Annotated in this window: 17 protein-coding genes; 3 read left to right on the top strand and 14 right to left on the bottom strand. The window is 36.5% G+C overall.

Annotation, left to right across the window (positions count from 1 at the left end; translation table 11 throughout):
- Positions 1–83: 83 nt before the first annotated feature.
- The 8 genes from PEDSA_RS17925 to PEDSA_RS17890 all read right to left on the bottom strand — a co-directional run bounded on the left by PEDSA_RS17925 (position 84) and on the right by PEDSA_RS17890 (position 8,545).
- Positions 84–806, bottom strand: coding sequence for a hypothetical protein (locus PEDSA_RS17925; RefSeq protein ID WP_013634582.1), 723 nt, complete (start codon positions 804–806; stop codon positions 84–86).
- A 30-nt stretch (positions 807–836) separates the two neighbouring features.
- Positions 837–1,478 (bottom strand): hypothetical protein, encoded by a 642-nt coding sequence (locus PEDSA_RS17920; RefSeq protein WP_013634581.1) that lies wholly within the window; start codon positions 1,476–1,478, stop codon positions 837–839.
- 32 nt (positions 1,479–1,510) lie between these two features.
- On the bottom strand, positions 1,511–1,990 hold the full coding sequence (locus tag PEDSA_RS17915) for a hypothetical protein (RefSeq protein WP_013634580.1): 480 nt from the start codon (positions 1,988–1,990) through the stop codon (positions 1,511–1,513).
- Positions 1,991–2,430: 440 nt separating this feature from the next.
- Complete coding sequence (locus PEDSA_RS19725) at positions 2,431–3,426, bottom strand: helix-turn-helix domain-containing protein (RefSeq protein ID WP_013634579.1); 996 nt, start codon at positions 3,424–3,426, stop codon at positions 2,431–2,433.
- Between the two features lie 376 nt (positions 3,427–3,802).
- The gene (locus PEDSA_RS17905) at positions 3,803–4,465 is read right to left on the bottom strand and encodes a YceH family protein (protein ID WP_013634578.1); all 663 of its coding nucleotides are present in this window, start codon (positions 4,463–4,465) and stop codon (positions 3,803–3,805) included.
- Between the two features lie 67 nt (positions 4,466–4,532).
- Positions 4,533–5,828 (bottom strand): HAD-IB family phosphatase, encoded by a 1,296-nt coding sequence (locus PEDSA_RS17900; RefSeq protein WP_013634577.1) that lies wholly within the window; start codon positions 5,826–5,828, stop codon positions 4,533–4,535.
- A gap of 176 nt (positions 5,829–6,004) precedes the next feature.
- The gene (locus tag PEDSA_RS17895) at positions 6,005–7,048 is read right to left on the bottom strand and encodes a linear amide C-N hydrolase (RefSeq protein ID WP_013634576.1); all 1,044 of its coding nucleotides are present in this window, start codon (positions 7,046–7,048) and stop codon (positions 6,005–6,007) included.
- Positions 7,049–7,579: 531 nt separating this feature from the next.
- Entirely contained in the window at positions 7,580–8,545 is a 966-nt protein-coding gene (locus tag PEDSA_RS17890) for an SDR family NAD(P)-dependent oxidoreductase (RefSeq protein ID WP_013634575.1), read from the bottom strand.
- 192 nt (positions 8,546–8,737) lie between these two features.
- Between PEDSA_RS17890 and PEDSA_RS17885 the strand changes: the two genes are divergently transcribed.
- Entirely contained in the window at positions 8,738–9,922 is a 1,185-nt protein-coding gene (locus PEDSA_RS17885) for a formimidoylglutamase (protein WP_013634574.1), read from the top strand.
- Positions 9,923–9,925: 3 nt separating this feature from the next.
- Positions 9,926–11,038 carry a TlpA disulfide reductase family protein gene (locus PEDSA_RS17880; protein ID WP_013634573.1) on the top strand — a complete coding sequence of 371 codons (1,113 nt, stop codon included), beginning with the start codon at positions 9,926–9,928 and terminating at the stop codon, positions 11,036–11,038.
- 118 nt (positions 11,039–11,156) lie between these two features.
- Here PEDSA_RS17880 and PEDSA_RS20615 read toward each other — a convergent pair whose 3' ends face one another.
- The 3 genes from PEDSA_RS20615 to purD all read right to left on the bottom strand — a co-directional run bounded on the left by PEDSA_RS20615 (position 11,157) and on the right by purD (position 13,696).
- Positions 11,157–11,375: a PIN domain-containing protein gene (locus PEDSA_RS20615; protein ID WP_052305807.1), complete on the bottom strand. Its 219-nt coding sequence runs from the start codon at positions 11,373–11,375 to the stop codon at positions 11,157–11,159.
- A 385-nt stretch (positions 11,376–11,760) separates the two neighbouring features.
- Entirely contained in the window at positions 11,761–12,291 is a 531-nt protein-coding gene (locus PEDSA_RS17870) for a hypothetical protein (protein ID WP_148233554.1), read from the bottom strand.
- A gap of 130 nt (positions 12,292–12,421) precedes the next feature.
- Positions 12,422–13,696, bottom strand: a complete 1,275-nt coding sequence (purD, locus tag PEDSA_RS17865) for a phosphoribosylamine--glycine ligase (protein WP_013634570.1) — start codon at positions 13,694–13,696, stop codon at positions 12,422–12,424.
- Positions 13,697–14,015: 319 nt separating this feature from the next.
- On the opposite strand from purD, the gene PEDSA_RS17860 reads away from it, so the two are divergent.
- Entirely contained in the window at positions 14,016–15,131 is a 1,116-nt protein-coding gene (locus PEDSA_RS17860) for a DUF4407 domain-containing protein (RefSeq protein WP_013634569.1), read from the top strand.
- Positions 15,132–15,173: 42 nt separating this feature from the next.
- Here PEDSA_RS17860 and PEDSA_RS17855 read toward each other — a convergent pair whose 3' ends face one another.
- From PEDSA_RS17855 to PEDSA_RS17845, 3 genes are all read right to left on the bottom strand, one after another.
- Positions 15,174–16,424 carry a purple acid phosphatase family protein gene (locus tag PEDSA_RS17855; protein ID WP_013634568.1) on the bottom strand — a complete coding sequence of 417 codons (1,251 nt, stop codon included), beginning with the start codon at positions 16,422–16,424 and terminating at the stop codon, positions 15,174–15,176.
- Between the two features lie 102 nt (positions 16,425–16,526).
- Positions 16,527–18,176: an alkaline phosphatase PafA gene (pafA, locus tag PEDSA_RS17850; RefSeq protein WP_013634567.1), complete on the bottom strand. Its 1,650-nt coding sequence runs from the start codon at positions 18,174–18,176 to the stop codon at positions 16,527–16,529.
- A 176-nt stretch (positions 18,177–18,352) separates the two neighbouring features.
- The gene (locus PEDSA_RS17845) at positions 18,353–19,630 is read right to left on the bottom strand and encodes a glycoside hydrolase family 71/99-like protein (protein WP_013634566.1); all 1,278 of its coding nucleotides are present in this window, start codon (positions 19,628–19,630) and stop codon (positions 18,353–18,355) included.
- Positions 19,631–19,645 lie beyond the last annotated feature (15 nt).

The following is a 19,645-nucleotide window of genomic DNA, read 5'->3' as shown; positions in this document are numbered from 1 at the left end:
CCATTAAATATCTGCCCACACTTCAACTAATTTACTAATAAACCAATTCAACCATAAACTATCCCTTTTACAATCAAAAACCCTTACAATGTTCTTTTTCCCTTTACAGTAATGGTAACGTTCTTACTATTTTTAAAAGAGCCGGAAAATTCGTCACCGTCTATTGGAGCTATTGTTGCTCCGGATTCATCTATCAAAGTATTGTTCACGTATGTTCCAGATATATCTGATGATGACTGCGAACCGTTTTCCCTTGCTTTTCCTGTCCATCCCTTTAGTAAGGTCGACACAATAATGTTAAAAGTTCCTTTTTCATTGTTAGAAGTCTCGTAAGTTCCTTCAAAACACCTCACCAAAGCCGTTGATGTTTCTTTTGCTATGCTGAATATCGCATTGGCATGTCCGGGAATAGTGGCCGAGGTAATTGTGGCTCCCGAACCACTTGCGCCTACAGAAAAGTTGATAGTTACCTCTTGTCCGTTCAGCGTACCTTTAAAAGGTGCTACATAAAGTTGCCCAGCATTCCATGCGGTTGTTGTTGTAAGTGTAACCGTTTTACCATCTATAACCATGGTAGCTGTAATTGAATTGCTGCTGGTATTTGCGATATCAAATTTTATGGTACCACTCGAACCTATAATAACTCCTTTATAAATACCTTTACTGCTATTGTCGTTAGCTGCTTTTCCTTCCGGAGTTTGCGTACAAGTTGTACAGGTATAAGGATCCTCTTTATGATTACTGCTTTTTTTACATGATGTCAGTAGCATAGCACCAACTAAAACGCCGTATAAAATTTTTTTCATGATTTACTTTTTTAGTGTTAGAATGAATAATTAAAAACCGGTTAATCCGGCAACAATAGCATATTCCTTATTAAATGGATATTTGGTAAATCTGCCACCCAAAAACAGGTTTTTACCAAAGAAATATTTCGCCCCGATAGAATTTGCATACATATTTTTGTTTTTTGGACTTGCCCAGCCAATGAAGACACCTTCGCCTTCCCTACTGTAGGTAACCTGGAAATCAGTAACACGTACTGCGGCTTGTGCACTGCTTCCAAAGAAAGCCATATCCTGATAGCAGTAAATCCCCAAAAAAGAATACTGTACCCCAACTTCGATGTCCTTTTTAATAAGTTTGCTTGACCAAAACCCAATATCCAGATCATATCTTCCCGCTCGCGATTTGGTTAAATTCCAGCCTCCGGCAAAATTTGCATTCCACCCAAGTACAAAATCCTTATCTTCAAAACTTTCATAAGGCACATTCCAATAGGCAATCAATCCAACGGTACTGCCGGATGGCGACGTTTTACCCGTATTCCCTATATTATCCTGCGTAGAACCGTTACTGTAAAATGCCGCCCATTCTCCAAATGTCAGTCTGCGTTCATTTTTTTTATCCTGAGCATTTACGTATGACGCTACGGCAACAAGATTGCAAACAATCACAATCAGTATTATTTTCTTCATATTAACGAATAACAATAAATTGAAACATCGGATTAATAAGGCTTCACTTCAACATAAGTAAAGTTCCAACCGCAGTTAGGACAATCCTCTTTACTTTTAATCTTACATTTCAGGTCGGCATAAATAATATCAAAAGTTTGTGTGGCACCCGGCTTAAGCTTTACTTTATGATATATATATTTATTTGTAGCATCTGTATAATCGTTACGCGCTTCGAAATAAATACCTTGTTTATCCGACAGATTCTTCACCTCTACCGTGAAATGACAGGCAAGCAATAACTTTTTCTTTACTTTTATCCTAAACTCCAACGGTACCGCCTCTAAGCCTTTATCTTTAAACTTTTTCGAGGTAAGTGTAAAAGATACCGGATCTGACCATTCAGTTGCTCCATTCGAAAACTGGAAAGGATCTGCCTGACTACTTGCATAAATTTGTGCATTTACAAATTGCATCGATGCTACTAAAGCAATAAGCATCGTACCAATACGGATTAATAGTTTACTTTTCATCTTTATTCTACATTTAATGGTTATTTTTTTTTGGTTTACATGGTGTGTAAAGATTTTAGTCAAAAATAGAATAGCCTCACCCCTTAAAAGTCTCACTTCGTAAAGTGGGACTTAATTTTTTTCTTTTCCTTCGCGTACACAAAACTTAGGTGATAAACAGAAAAAGAGTATGGGACTTGGTGATAGCCCTTGTTTAAAAATACCCTGAAGGACTATGGTATTTTATCCTGTTCTTCGTGTTTCCCTTTCTTACATAAAGAAAAAACGAACGTTATAAACACTACAGCTAGAGGCTCCACCTTTTCATTATATTTAAAAAACCGCAAAGGCACCGGGTTCTTAAGAAGAATATCTATCTCCCCGTACTTTGTGGCAATGACTTTTAATTAAACAAATGAAAAGAGATGCCTCTTCTTTTTCAATTACACTTAAGTAGTATTTTATTTAGATTTATTACGATATTCTTTCGGCGACATACCAGTATGCCTTTTGAACATACGCTGAAAAGACGCCTTTGAATTGAAGCCGCTCATATAAGCCAGACCTTCTATTGTGATATGATGTTGCGCTGGGTCCAACAGCTTTTGTTTCAGCGTTTCAATACGATACAGGTTTACATAATTCGAAAAGTTCTTACCAAATCGCTGATTAATAATCTGCGAAATATAATGCATAGGAATATTACTCTTTTCAGAAAGCACTTTCAAACTTAGCCCGGCATCTAAAAACCACTGTTCTTCTGTAAAACCCTTCTCAATCCTGGTGCAATATTCCTCTATTTTAGTTTGCGATAATGACGATGTTCCGTACTTTTCCCACTCTTTGTTTTCCAGTTGTTTCGTATTTTTTGGAAAAAGATATTTATCGTCTAAATAAGGATGTTTAATATCAACTTCCATATAGGACGGTTCCCGGTCCATTCCTATATAAGAAATACTCGGCCTGCCATATTTTTTAATGTGTGATATATCAGTTAAAACAACCAAAGTTCTGATGATTCCGCCTTCATTGTCTACATGAACCACAACAGATTGAAGCATTAACTTGGCATATTTCCCATTTCTTTTCTTTAACCTGAAATCGTATTGCACTTTATACTTCATCTTTTTATCCAGAGGTAAAGTAGTCGAGAATTGTGTAGCATGGTCTTGACAGGCTAAAAACCATCCTCTGTCCTCTGCATGTATGTTTTCCAACAGAAATGTAGAAGTTACTTCTTCCGCCCTGTATCCAAGCAAAGTTTCGACATCTTCACTTACATAGTCAAAACACAAATTCTGAAAATTAAAAATAAAATAACAGCTCTCCCCTATTTGAAAATAGACAAGCAGTTTCTTATACAATTCAATTTCCAATTGCAGCAGATCGTTTGGCGCATTTCCTGAAATACTTTTCCAAACTTTTTCCGTCTCAGCGTTGAATAGGTCAAGCTTCATAAAAACTTAATTTACAACAACAAAGCACTTTTATTACGTACAATAACAAAGAAAATGGTTTAAAATCGATAATATATGTACTATATAAAGTCTAAAGTCAAAATTAAAAACTAAAAATACAAGCTGCACCTTCACAAAGACATTTATGCCAGCCCATCAAACAGGCAAGTAATGTCAAACAGGAATCTATCTTACATTATTAAGATTCCTCTGGCAAAAATAAAATGAGTAATTATAGAAAAGGTCTCATTTTATAAAATGAGACCTTATTTAAAAGTAGTGCATCAAGAATAACAAAAAACGAACAACTTGTTACCATTGTAATGGGATTAGAATGATCATCTCCTGCCGTAAGCATTTTTATTAAAATACGTTCTCAACCCATTAATTCCTTCATTAGCTTGTTAAAAGCATCTTTTAGTTCGGCCAATTCTTGCTCTACCACAGAAAGTCTTTGCTCCAACTCGCCTACATTCCGTCTAGCTGGTTCTTCCGGAAAAATATCTTCATCATCTATATCAATTTCACCGCCAAGAAGGTGTGCATACCTGGCTTCTTTTTGTCCCGGTCTCTTTGACAACTGAACTACATATGGCATATCTCCCGAAGATAATCTCTCCAAATTTTCTACAACCTCTTCAATAGATTCAAACTCGTAAAGTCTGCCGGAATTTGTATTAATCTCGCCAGGAGTTTGAGGTCCTCTTAATAACAACAAACACAAAATAGCCAGATCTGACGGTACCACCGGAAAATGAATAGCAAAATTGTGTTTATATTTTACTACCCTGCTTCCTCCACCGGTAACTGTAGAAATAAGTTTTTTCTTTTTTAAAGAATCCAGCGCCAAAACAACCGTTTCCTCATCATAATCTACTACCGGCTTTCTGGACGATTTTTGATTACAGGCAGCAGTTAAGGAGTTTAAAGTCATTGGATAATAATCCGGAGTAGTCCTGCTTTTTTCTATAAGACATCCTAAAACCCTTTGCTCTTCGGCTGTTAAAACGGGTAATAATTCTTGTTGTTCCTGGTTCATGGTCGTTATGCGTTAATAAAAAAAGGGCATTTTAAATATTTAAAATGCCCTTCTCAAATTACAGAAATTAATATAAAATCCTAAACTTAATCGTATTTTCTACCGCTTTAAGCTCTTTTATAACCGATTTATCATATTGCGTATTGATATCGGTAATCACATAACCAATCCTCGATGTAGTCATTAAAAACTGACTCACAATATTGATATGATGCTTGGCAAACACTTTTGTAATCTCCGACATTACGCCCGGTACGTTTTTATGAATATGAATTAACCGGTGTGCGCCATCCATTTTTGGCAATTGCAAATTCGGAAAATTCGAACTTTTATAGGTCGTTCCGGTATTAACAAAATCCGCAACCCGTTTGGCTACTATTTTCTTATTCTCACCAGCCGATTTTGCACTTTCGAATACTACGATGCCTTTTTCGGCACATATATCGTAATTGATTTTACCTTCCGCTTTACCAAAATAACCAATCGTTTTAAGTTTCTCTGCTCTGCTCAATGTTTCATCCGACACACTTTCCCCATCAGCTAAAAGCAACATACCCACATCCTTCACGTATTTCTCTTCAAAAGTCTCCTTATGTCTAATAGAAAAACCGTCCGCTTTCAGGAAATCTATTGCTTTTTGAGGAACATCACCAACCAAAAGACACAAAATTCTGTTCTTAGGATAAGAGATAGCACGTGGCAGTTGGTTGATGTACAGAAACTCATCAAAACTTGGGGTAACATGGTCTGCTCTTTCCGCAACAGTTTTACGTTCTATATTTTCCGTATATGCAAAAAACTTCTTAATTAATCCCGATTCCTTCAATTGAAAATCAGAATAACCATCACCTATCCCGTATATATCCCCTTCTAATTTTAAATTATTTTGAAGAAGTTTTACTTTTCCTCCTTCTTCCGAGAGTGGATTTGATCTGTCGTAACCTATTATCTGTCCCTTTTCATCAAACACAAAAGTATTTGCATAGATATTTTCCTTTTTAATTCCGTAAGGCGTCACTACGGGAGTAATAAACTCCTTGAACCCTCCAGACACAATTAAAACCTCATCAGAATGCTCTTTGAAGAATTTTTTATTTCTGGAAAACGAACTCGAAACCTTTGTCTTTAAATGCTTAACCAGCTCTTTTAAATGATTTTTATTAGCTTGTAACAACTTCACGCGGCCCTCTAAGCTTTGCGAGAAAGATAGTTTACCTTCCATTGCCTGGTTGGTTAAATCTTCGATTTTTTTGTAGATATCTTCTCTGTCGGGATGATTTTTCAACGAGATTCTCGCTAACTCGTCTAATGCTTCCACTTGTGTGAAAGTACTGTCGAAATCTATAATAAAGTACTGATTCAAAACCTGAAAAAATTTTTAAGCCCAAAGTTGCATAAAATGATTTAATAATAGCGAAGAAATTAGAATTTAATGAGTTGGACAGGTGAAGTATCAGGTATTCACCAGGGGATGAAATTTGTTAATCACATCAATTCCCGCCTGTCTGGCCGGCGGGTCGCCCAAAACGGAATCAACAATTATATACCTAAGAATTTAAATGGCTTTGCTTCTTTAAAATGTTGGTTTGACTTCCCATTGTATGTCGCGTTATTCGACAAATCAAGCTTCATCACTTTACCTTTTTCACTTAAGTCAAATCCCTTTACATCAACCCAAAAAGTATTTGGAGTTAATGCGGTTTCAAAGTAATAAACAAGATTTTTCTGGTCAGAAACCGACCTCCAGCGTGTAGATGAAATATTCGGTTCTGTTGGCGATGAAATTCCAAAAGGAACAGAACAATTTCTGATTACACTAAATACGCTGGCCACAGCAACGCGTTGATCCGCCGTTTGGGGTATCGCGTTAATATAATACGATGCTCTTACAAACCTGTCCGCCGCCCTGTTTGTTCCGGGTAGCATAACTGTTCCGGGGATACCTTCCCAATATTTATTTAAAGCCAGTTGCTCCTCAAAAATTGGAGAATTCGTCATAACGGCATAAGAAGCGCTATGATGCACCACCAGTTTTCCATTTATATATTCAAAAATCGCATTGTCTCCGGTAGCATCTGATATTGAAAGATGCAAAGTTGTATATTTCTGCGTTCCCGGAATATAATCGCTGACAATTACAAAAGGTTCGTCTCGCAAATAATTTACCGCCTCTTTTACCGTAGCAAAATTATCCAGCACATATTGTGCCCAGGCAGAAATCGTTATGCCCTTTTTATTCCCCTTCGGATCAAACTTAGGGTACTCCGATTCTACCAGCCAAAGAACATTAGCAACCAAGCCTTTTTCATTAATTCCATCTACAGTCGCAATATCCCATGCAGTACTCACAACACTTCCATACTTCGATTTCCATGTAACAGATTGTGGCCCTACTTCTCCATTTCTTACTATTCCTTTGGGTAAAGCCCATAAATTAGCTGCTATCTCATCTTTCCAATCCATAGATCTGGCAGTTATAAAAGTACCATCCGGACCTTTATAAACTACTCGGGTGCAAGCCTTCGATTGCAGTAAAGCACTAAAACTTAAAGCCGCCGTAGTCAATAGTACAAATAATCTCATTTCGTTTTATTTAATAAATGAATACTTTTACTACAACACTTTAAAATTGATTTAGTTCTAAAGACTCGGACAACAAATAATAAAGACGGGCCTTCTGGTTATGCTTTAACTGAAACAGGTGGCAGATAAACAGCTACATTCTTCGGGCTTTCTTCGAGTCGCCTTCGAGACCGCTTCGGGAAAAAGGCTATTTTTCCGAACAATTCTAAAACAAATATCGAAGTGTTATCGAAGCTGGTACGAACCAGGCTGCCATCATTGTGCAATCAGTCTCGAAGCATGAACGGAGTTTTACAGACTTTCACGGACTTTAGCGGAGTTTCATGGACTTTTTAGTTGATTGAAGGTGATAGATAATATAAAACAGGGTGTTATTTATTGGAGGAAAAACGAATTTAAAAAGAAATAAGCTGCAATCAAAATGAATACTCAAAGGACACTACATTACTACACAAATAAACAAAGATCAACAGAAAAACTAATGTTATCCATTTTTCAATTCTTATTAATCCAGGTATAACGTACAAACGTTTAGGAAATGCCTTTAGCCGTTCTTTCTATACTTTCGGCAAGCGGTAAAAACTGTACTTGCAATGTTTCCTTTACTTTATCACTGGAATAAAGTGTCTGGTTGAAAGCAGCGGCAACAACATCCTGAGTTAAGCCTTTAATATTACCTACAAATAGTTTAGCGATTAAGCTTAGTCTAACTGCCAGATTAAGTTTCCATCGAGCAATAGGTTTTAGATCAGTATTTACGCTATAGGATTTTGCAATTTCTTTAAAAAGACGTTCGTACGAATAGTTTTCGGCGTTCAAAATAAACCGTTCGTTTTCGATATTGCTTTCCATTAATTTAACCATGATAGTTGCTACATCCTGCACATCAACCAAACCTATGTTTCCTTTTGTATAATATTTTAAGCCTTTGGCTACCAATTCAAAAAGCTGTCCGCTTCCATTTTCGCCAACATGCTCACCTATAATAACAGAAGGGTTCACAATAACAGCGCTTAACCCTTCTTCTATGCCCCGCCACACCTCCATTTCGCTTTGGTATTTGGAAATGGCATATCTTCCATTTTTATCATAAGCATCCCAAAAGTTTCTTTCGGTTACCGGTTCATTTGCCTTTGGGTTTCCTATAGCAGCAACGGAACTAACATGTACCAATCTGGCTCCAAAATCCAAACAAAGATTTACAATATTTGCAGTACCTTCAACATTGGTGGTGTTCATTTGCTTTTCATCTTTCTGATCGAAAGAAACTTTTGCCGCACAATGATACACTTGTGTAACTCCTGAAAAAGCATCTTCTAAATCCGAGAGATCTAATACATCAGCATTAACCCATTCTATTTCACTTTTATAGGAAAGCAAAATTTTCGGAATGGTGGAATTTTCTCTTTTCGTACACCTTACCTGATGTCCTGCCTCCACCAACTGGCGGGCAAGTTCTGCTCCTAAAAAGCCTGTTGCACCGGTAATCAAAATCATAAACCTCTATTTTACCGACAAAGTAACGTAATTAGTTAAAATTTCATAACAAGTTTTACATTCGGTAGCTATTTTAGATAAAAATCGGATATTTGATAAAATTGAAAAAAGAGGATTCCTATTTGGATATGCTTTATCCTATTTAAAAAACTCGGTTTTGATTTTTTACTTTTGAACTTAGACTGAACAAAAATGTCTTTAGCAGATTTTTTTACTCCTATCCGAATAGAAAAAATAAGTCCAAAAAATGGCTATATCAACAGTCATTTAGGATCAAAAATAAAAGCTTATGTGGATGATTTCCCAGACCTTTCTTCGGAGGAATTTGACATAGCCATAATAGGTGTTGCAGACGACAGAGGTAGTGTAAACAATAATGGATGCGCACTTGCTCCTGACTATGTGCGGGAGAAATTATACGCTTTACATGAAGGCGTTTTTAAATCTAAAGTTGCAGATCTTGGAAATATTTTACCGGGAGAACAGCTATCTGACACCTATATTGCCGTAAAGAGCGTTGTTACTGAGTTAATTAAACAAAATATATTACCGATTATCATTGGCGGGAGTCAGGATATAACTTATGGTCAATATCTTGGCTACGAGGCTCTGGAACAAAAGGTAGATTTACTGGTTGTAGATTCTCATTTCGACATGAATGAGATTTATGATGAGAGCAATAATCATACGGATTCGGATTCTTATTTAAACCATATATTCCTGCACCAACCTAACTATCTTTTTAACTTCAGTAATCTGGGATATCAAACTTATTTTGTTAGTCAGGATAGTTTAAGGGTAATGGATAAATTACTTTTTGATACTAAAAGACTGGGCGAGGTTAGTGGTGCCATATATTTAGCGGAACCAACTATCAGAAACGCAGATATGATCAGCTTCGATATCAGCAGTATCCGTTCGGCCGATGCTGTGGCAAATATGAATGCGACTCCGAATGGGTTTTATGGTGAAGAAGCTTGCCAAATTTGCCGTTATGCGGGATATAGCGATAAGTTAAGTTCGATTGGTTTTTACGAATTTAACCCGGCCTGTGATCAGAACGGACAAACTGCCATGCTTTTAGCCCAAATGGTCTGGTGCTTTCTGGATGGTTTTTATAACCGAAAGAGGGATGTTCCTATGAATCCCAAATCGGATTATATTGTGTATAAAACACCGCTGCAAAATAATGAACATGAACTTATTTTTGTAAAGAGCAAAAAAACAGACCGGTGGTGGATGCAGGTTCCTTATCCTTCTGCCGGTTCGAAAAACGAACGTTTTCATTTTATTCCATGTTTATACGAAGACTACAAATTGGCCGTTAGTGGAGAAATGCCTGATTTGTGGTGGAGAACCTATCAAAAATTGATTTAAAGAATGAAGAAATTACTTTTAGCACTTTTATTAAGCCCCAGCTTACTTTTTGCCCAGGATAAATTTAGCCTGAAAGGCCAGCTCGATACAAAAAACAATAACAAAAAAATTTATTTGGTTCATCTGGAAGATCAGGGCGAGAAAATAGACTCGGCTGTTATAAACAATGGGCAGTTTCATATCGATATTCAATTAGACAAACCCAGTATTGCGATATTACTTCTGGACCATACAGGAAATTCATTAAAGAATCAGGGAGCTAAAGATATATACCGTTTTTTTATAGAACCGGGACAGGCTACATTACAGGCTAAAGATTCGATTGCTAAAGCTACTGTGAAAGGCCTGAAGATTTTGGACGAGAATAAGGCTTTTGAAGAGAATACAAAGCTTATCAATACGAAATTGGAATCTTTGAATAAAGAATTCGCTAGCCTGTCTGACGCAAAAAAAGCAGATCAGGATGTTCTACTTTCTTTTCAGAAACGTTATGCGACCTTAATGGGAGAAAGACAAGATATTATTAAAAAATTTGTTTCCGGCAATCCATCATCTTTTATAAGTCTCTATTATCTGAATAGTGAGTTGGCGAATGATGAAATGAACGTTCCGGAGATAGAAGGTTTATATAATTCCCTTGCTGAAAACTTAAAATCGAATATCTTCGGAAAGATGGTAAAGCAGCGTCTGGATCAGGGTAAAGTAACCGGTATTGGTGTCCTGGCAAAGGATTTCGAAGAGAAAACTCCAGAAGGTATCTCCCTTAAACTATCATCTTTTAAAGGGCAGTATGTACTGGTAGATTTTTGGGCATCATGGTGTATGCCTTGCAGGCAGGAAAACCCACATTTAGTGAGCGCTTATGAAAAATACAAGGATAAAGGCTTCACTATTTTAGGTGTATCTATAGATCAAAGTGCGGATGCCTGGAAAAAGGCTATTAAAACAGATGGCCTTTTGTGGGCTCAACTGCTGGATACTACACAAAAAATAGCTATGGAATATGGCATAGATGCTATTCCTAAAAATTATCTATTGGATAAAGATGGTAAAATCATTGCGAAAAATTTACGTGGGCTGGCTTTGGAAGAGAAGTTGAAGGAAGTTCTGAAATGATGTAGCTTACTTACACACAGATTTAGGGAGTCTGTTATTGGATTAAGATACTAAATAGAATCTAACTAGAAATCCTCTGTTAGATTCTATTTAGTCCAATCTTCGAGTTCTATATTTGCTATCCTCGCTTTTTTTTGGCATATCTATCTAGTGAATGAAAAATAGGAAGTATCTGAACCCCGGTAAGAAAGTTCTCTAATACCTTTCTGTTTTTTTCTGGTCCTTCACTTTTCTCGACCCCGAATTTAAGTTCTGCTAACGTTATTTCAGATATAAAGCAATTCTCGGAAGATAAACTTTGAAGTTTTCTTTCAAGACCTGGATTCTTACCTTTCATATAGAAAATTGCAATGTTCGTATCTATCAGGTATTCTTTCAAAACGATTCTATTTGTCGGTTGAAACTTCTGCTACTCCGAATCTCTTCTATAATCTCTTCGGCACTTTTTTCTGATTCAAAAGCACCATAAGCTTTTTTGAAAGAGTTTTTTTCTTTTTCAAATCAGATTTTACAGAGTTTGTCAATCTGGAAATAAGGTCCAGCTTGTTGCTCGGACTTAAGTTTTCCAAAAGTTCTAAATATCCGTCAATCATGATCTGTTTTGTTCTATCTCACAAGCAATGTATAAAGAAGTATAGTTATCAAAGACTTTGTCTTAATAACACCATCCCCTCCTTTTTAAATAGTTTATTCAAATGTCACTAACTTTTCTATATCTGATTTCAGTTGGTATTTTTCTTTGATTTCCTATTAAAAAACATCCAGACGAATAAAGAAAGTACAAGCAAACCGATACTTCCTAAGAACAAGAATTGTTCTGTCAAACCATCAAATAAATTTTGTTCTCCTGTTACTGATACTTCTTCTTTATCTGTATCGATTTCAAGACTTTGATTATCTTTCGTAACAATATTTTTTTCAAATTGCTTAAGTGCGCTATTTAACCGGGCTTCTTCTATATCACTATCATTATAGATATAGATTTGCTCCCCCTTATCATATCCCTTATAATTTTTTGAATGGCTTTTAGATTTTACAGTGTCCAAAATACCATGTGCAAGAAAAAAGCTATCCGAATTTGCATTATATATATTGTGCTGTTTCTCTTTTAAATAAACAACAAGCTCTACCTGTTTCGGATTTTGGATTTGTATGGATGATTCATTTTGTGTCACCGGACGTGGAAAATCTGCAGCCTTTATCCATTCAAAATGCGACTTTTTTGAAGCACATGAACAGAACACTATTCCCAAAAATAAAATAATTAAACGGCGCATATCAAATCCACACAAACGATATAAACAGTAAGGCCCTAACGTAATTCGCTAAGGCCTTGCAATTTATTGATTTTAGCAATCAATAAAAATATTTTTATCCTGTAGTTTAAATCAAATCGAACCCTATATCTTTTCTAAAAGTAGCACCGTCAAAATAAATCCTTCCTGCATCAGCTGTTGCTTGTTGCAAAGCTGTGAAGATATCATTCTGCAATGTACTTACGGTTAACACACGACCTCCGTTGGTCTTAATCACATCTCCGTCTGCCTCTGTTCCCGCGTGAAAAACCATTGAATCTTCTACGTTTTCTGTACCTGTTATTTCCTTACCTTTGATATAATCTCCCGGATAACCTGCTGATACAACCACAACCGTAGCTGCCGTTTTTGGAGATACTTTTAACTCATAACCGGCAATCTGTTGTTTGGCTACCGCCTGAAACATCTCTACTACGTCGCTCTCTATTCTTAAGAAAACACTTTCCGTTTCCGGATCGCCCATTCTACAGTTGTATTCAATTACATATGGAATTCCATTATCGTTCATTAAACCGATAAAGATAAAGCCTCTGTAATCAATATTATCTTTTTTAAGTCCTTCTACTGTTGGAATAACTACCTGATCTTTTACTTTCTGTAAGAAGGCTTCGTCTGCAAAAGGAACTGGAGAAACAGACCCCATACCGCCTGTATTCAAACCTGTGTCGCCCTCGCCTATTCTCTTGTAATCTTTTGCTTCTGGTAAGATGATAAAATCTTTACCGTCGGTAAGTACAAAGACAGATAATTCAATTCCTTTCAGAAACTGTTCAATTACAACTTTAGAACTTGCTTCGCCAAATTTCGCATCTGCTAACATCAGCTTCAGTTCGGTCTTAGCTTCTTCTAATGTTGTGCAGATTAAAACACCTTTTCCGGCAGCCAATCCATCTGCTTTTAGCACAATAGGTAAAGATTGTGTTTCCAGATAGGCCAGTCCTTCTTCCAAAGTATCCTTAGTAAAGGTTCTTGAAGCCGCTGTAGGAACTCCATGTCTTTGCATAAACTGTTTCGAAAAATCTTTACTTCCTTCTAATTGCGCACCATCTTGTTTAGGGCCAATTACCGGAATGTTTTTCAGATCAGCATCTGCCAGGAAAAAATCATGAATGCCTTTTACCAAAGGTTCTTCCGGACCTACGATTACCAATTCTATATTTTCTTTAAGAACAAGACTTTTGATTGCCTCAAAATCTGATACTTTTATGTTGACGTTTTCTCCGTATTGTTTTGTACCCGCATTACCAGGTGCAATGAACAATTTTGTACACAATGGGCTTTGAGCAATTTTCCAGGAAAAAGTGCTTTCTCTTCCGCCTGAACCAAGGATAAGGATATTCATTCGCCAAAAATACTATATCCTTACAATATATGGAAGTTTATTAGTTGTTGGATATATATTTGTCTTTCGTAAATTCCAATGGCAAAACAGGCATATTTAACGATTGCTTTGTCAACCTAATGTTATGATTTTAAACAGATAAGGCATTCTATCAAATGATAATTTGCGTCTATACTTTAAGTACTATTTGAGCGTTCTTTTTCCTAAGAAATCGATTAATTCAAAATCCGAAATCGGGCGTTAGAAATAATATTAATTTGTAACTATCTATTTATATCTAAAGTCTCATTGTGGAACAATTATTGACATAAGGGTGTAAATGAAAAAAATAACTGACTTTTTTTGGTTCTGCTCCGGAGCTCATGTAGAACTACTCAAAAAATATCCCACAGAACATAATAAATTTATAGGTATTGGCGCCACAATTTTCTTCACGGCATTGTTTGCCAGTTTGTCTGGTGGATATGCCATGTATTTTGTCTTCGCCGGAAATACCGCCGCTCCGATTTTTGCAATAGTTTTCGGCTTGTTGTGGGGACTCGCCATATTCAATATGGATAGGTATATTGTTGCAAGCATAAAGAAAACGGGGTCTAGCAATCATCAGATTATGCAGGCACTTCCCCGGATTCTACTTGCTATCATGATTGGTATTGTAATCTCCAGACCTTTGGAATTAAAAATTTTCGATAAGGAAATCAGACAAAAGCTTAAAACAAGTTATCTGAATGGACAAAGGGATAAAATTGATACATTAAACAAGGCTTTTTCTAACAAATATCAGCTAGAACTTAAAAAACTTGATGAGTTGAAGACGGAAAAAGATTCTTTGGAAAAAGACATCAACAGATCGAGATATATATTGAACCAGGAAGTCTTTGGCGACAAAACAAATCAAACCAGCGGAGTCATCGGATTTGGAACGTATGCCAAGCAGAAACAGAGTATCATTGACCAAAAGGAACAGCGGCTGCAACAAGTAAGAGGACAACTGCAGTCTTCGGAAGATTTAGTAAACAGGCGCAAGGAACTTGAAGGCCTTAACAGTACCCGTTTATTTAATGAAAGAGAATTGGATAGCCTGGCGAATGTAGCCGGTTTTGCGGACAGAAACTATGCTTTGGGTCAGCTTTCATTTAATCCGGACGGTACACGGGATGTAGATACTTACCTGGCTATTTCTTTCATTTCCTTCTTATTTATCCTTTTAGAATGTTTACCGGTATTTGTGAAATTAATGTCTGATAAAGGCCCTTATGATATTGCACTTGAACATGAAGAATCGATAGCGATTTACAAGAGCGAAAGAAATAAAGATCACGAAATTATGGTGACGGATGATATCCAGGGCACATTGAATGATACCGAAACTTCAAAAAGAAAAACTTTTATCGAGAGAAGGGCTAAAAGAGATTTAGAGGATTTTGAGTATTAACCAGACATTAAATAATGTTATGACGATTAAATCGCCATAACATTATTTACTTTTAACAATCTTAAAGTAGTCTATTTTCCTATTGTCTTTATCAAATACTTCATATTTGATCTCATTTCCATCTAACTCCATAACAGCATAGGTATAAATCCTTTCTGAGGGGGTAAATAGTATGGTAGAAGACTTGCTACCACCAATCCCCTGAAGAGATCCTCCTGCTGAGCCATTGGTAATATAAACAGTACCTTTAGGATTATCATAAACGTTTATATCCATCGATTCGAAAATGTCCGCGCCTCGTATTGCTTTATGCCTTTCATAAACATGTCTATGTCCTGACAGGCACAAATCAACTTTATATTTATCCAATAGAAGTTTAAGGTTTTCCTGCCAGCCTGTTACTAAGCTTACTCCATAAGCATATACCGGATAATGACAGAAAACCACAACCCACTTTATATTTTTATTTTTTCGGGCTTTCGCCAGATCAGCTTCCAGCCAATTGTATTCTTTTGAATTTACACCGAAAAGTACTTTTCCTTCCAGAGAGGCTTTTTGTGCTACTCCCGAATTAACCGCAACAAAATGCGTATTGCCATAATCAAATGAATAGTTTAGCTGATTTTCTGGAAGATTAAAAAGATCGTAAAAGACCGGAAATGGCTTTTGAAAATCTGCATTATTACTATCATTGATTACATCATGGTTACCTGTAACCGGCATAAATGGAAAATTTGCGTTTATTGGCTGGGAAACGTCGAAAAATTTCTTCCAGCTTTTTATAACGGATCCATTCTCTACAATATCTCCCATATGAAGTGTGAAATGAAGTGGATATTTCGCCATCTGGCCCAGGATAGAATCAGTCTGTACAAAATTAAAATTGCCTTTATTATCCTGAGTATCGCCCCATATACCAACCACCACCTTTTTCGCTGTACCTACCTTGGGCGCCGTTTTAAAATGATAAACCGGATTTTGGGCAAGGCTTGTTCCAATTCTATAGAAATAATAGGTATCAGGCTTTAGCTTTTGTATTTTACTCTTAAAAGTATATAGCCCCAATTCATTGGAATACTTAATTTCCAAAGGTGCTTTATTCTTCAATTTACTACTATCGGTCCCATAATAGATACTCTCATTCGATGTATTCCCCATCCAGGTAACTGCAATACTATTTGATGTATTATTTTTTTCATCATTGCTATACCAACTCAAATGTACACCTTGTGCCTGCAGTTCGGATAGCCAAAACGTAGAAAGTAGTATAATGAATGAAAGTAGAAATTTCATAATATAAAAATTTTAAATTAAAGAGAAGAAAAGATTCTCTACGATTGCCTTTCTTCTCTGAAGATCGATGGCCAGTATCAAATAGCTACAAGCCTTTAACAATTATTTTTTCATTACTTCTTCTATAGGATGACCTATAGAGCCATTCGGCATTTGAATACGTAATAATGCCGAAACTGTTGGAGCTATATCAGTCATATGTGTTTGTTTATTGGTACGACCTTTTTCAATTCCCCAACCCATCCACACTAAAGGAATGTGTGAATCATATGGATTCCATGCACTATGCGAAGTTCCTGAGCTGCCACTTGAAAAAACAGCCGGATTTAGAACAATTTGAATTCCTCCTGAACGATGTTGATTATACCCATTAACAACTCTTTTCTTTATTTCTTCCGGAACAGCAGCGTCTCCAATTTTATTCAGATCAATAACAAAAGCAATTTCTGGCTGCGTTTTAAGATAGTTTGTACATACCTTACGTACCTCATCTTCATCAAGCTTATTTCCATTTAGAATAGTGTAATTAAAATGAACCTGCGAGTTCTTTATACTCAATACCAAATCTTTTACTTTAAAAGTCTCCTCTAGTCTCTTATTCATTTCTCTTTGAACCTTACTGGCAGACCAGTTTGACGATAACAACTTATTATCTACACTGAACTTTATATTGTGTGCTGCTCCATGGTCCGCAGTAAGGAAAACGGTATATTCTCCCTTTCCAATCTTTTGATCTAAGAATTTAAAGAAATCAGCCAGATCTTTATCCAGTCTCAGGTAAGTATCTTCTATTTCTATGGCATTTACTCCAAATTTGTGTCCAATATAATCAGTAGACGAAAGACTTACAGCCAGCATATCGGTTACACTCCCCTGACCTAATTTCTCATTTTCTATTGTTGTTTTAGCCATATCCAGAGTAAATGTATTTCCAAAAGGAGTAGTACGAAGTATTCCCAAATCTTTTTTAAACATATGAGACGTCTTTATTGGAAATACCGGTGCTTCCTGACCATCAAACAGCCCTTCATAAGGTGTATTATCTGCTGTACTCTGAACGTAGGTTTTAATATCATAAAGCGTATTCCAATCCTGTTTCAAATATTTTTCCGGTAACTTTTGGCTATTGAACTTTTTTACCCATTCCGGAAGTTGATTCATGTAATAAGTACTGGTTATCCACCCACCTGTAGATGAATCAAACCAATATGCTGCATCGGCAGCATGGCCTACCGGCAAAATTGCTCCGCGGTCTTTCAAAGCAATGCCAATAACTTTAGATCTGAAATTAGTGGCTAATTTTAATTCATCTCCAATGGTTGTAGACAATAGGTTCCGTGGCGACATTTTTCCAGCTTTTGAAGAGCTCCCTACTGTCTCTACTTTATCGTCTCCAGCACAATACATCGTTTCACCGGTTGCCCTAATAATAAAATCATTTCCGGCGATACCATGTACCGCAGGGACGGTTCCTGTGTAAACCGAACTATGGCCAATACCCGTAACGGTAGGAACATAATCAATAAATGTATTTTCACAGGTAAATCCTTCATTCAACATACGCTTAAAGCCATCATTTTGATATCTATCGTAGTATCTATACAGATAATCCCAGCGCATTTGGTCTACGACTATCCCCACTACAAGCTTTGGTCTGGGCAGTTCATTCTGACCCTTTTTTTGAGCAAATGTGAATTGGCTGACTAACAGCAGCATGATAGCAATTACGGAGATGTTAAGTTTCTTTCTCATGTTTTCTTAATATTATTTATAAGCAACATAAACATGTCGATATATCTATGTGCTATTGTTTGGTTATTATAGAGTTTGATTTGTGATCATACAAGAACATCCTGTTCTGATTGTAAATAAAGGTTTATGCTTTTTTGACTTTTTAATTTTGAATTTAGACTTATATAAATTTTTGATTAATAAGTTCGATAAGGCATGTTTTTTTGGAAGGGAATTTCCTTTTTCAGCATTCCTCCTGCCTGACCGGTTAGCCACATATAGTGATCTGAAGGTTCCTCTTTTTCGTAAGGTACAAAGCGGGACAAACCTACCGGAACATCTTTGGCCACTTTAAAGATGGCTGTTGCCTCATCAATTTCATCAAACATCGCCACATAGATCATACTAGCTCCCGCTTCTATAGCCCCTGCCAGCTGTTTCCAGAAAAAATTGCCTCCATTTCTGGGTATGGCATTAAATGGATCGTCGGGACGCATATTTTTCCAGCTAAAACCGGGAAAAACGACAGGAACATAGTCTATGTTATTTGCCTTACTCCAGACAATATCTTTTTTTATGCGTTCGTTGAAATCGGGATAAGTTTCTTCGTTATACCTTCCTACAAACCACGGATGAATAATATCTACCCTTTTTATCAAAGTGTGCAGATATGGATCAGTTTCTGTATCGTATTTCAATTCGCGCCACCATGTAGGGACACCTAACAATATTGAACATCCGCCGTATATCGGATCATTTTTAAAAAAATCTATTAGCTTGTTCACTTCTGATAATCCATACTTCCGATTGTCGTTAAAACCAACTCCCCATATTGCAACCAAAGGCTTATTATTATGAAACAGATAATTCTCATAAGCTTCTTTCTTATTCAGCCTGTATTCGTCAATAATCCTTTTCCAGTCTTCGATTACCATTTTATAATCTTCCTTTTGCATACCCGACAAGTCGTACATAATGGATACAGCCCTATCGTATTTTCTTGCTGAATTTAAAACGGATCCTAGCAATTTTTTATAGTGATTAGCTCCCTTCGGATCTTTTAAAGTGGTTACAAACCGTTGTAAAAAGGCACCGTCTATACTGTATCGTTGCATCCATTTATAGTGTAAATCGACGGTACTTTCATCATAGGAACTGAATACATAAGCCGGTGTTCCATCGGCATGGACAAAGGAAGTTTTATATTTTACAGGGTATTCTGCAATATCCGGCCACATATCAATACTACAGTTCCCGGGCTCGAATCTGTTATTTTTTCCCTGATAATGATTCCATCCTCTATCTGCGCCGTCGCCTTCTGCGTTAAACCACCCCTGATACCCTACCATAACGAGTCCATTGTAGGACATATGCTTCCATTTATTTTTGGGAGTTGATATTTTCTGAGCGCTTAGCTCATTAAAAATCAACACAAAAAAGGTGAGGACCAGTAAATGATTAAATGTCTTCTTCATAATTCAATTTTTAGT

It is taken from the genome of Pseudopedobacter saltans DSM 12145 (genome assembly GCF_000190735.1).
Taxonomy (GTDB): domain Bacteria; phylum Bacteroidota; class Bacteroidia; order Sphingobacteriales; family Sphingobacteriaceae; genus Pseudopedobacter; species Pseudopedobacter saltans.
The sequence above is the reverse complement of the archived record's forward strand: the minus strand, read 5'-3'. Positions and strand labels throughout refer to the sequence as shown.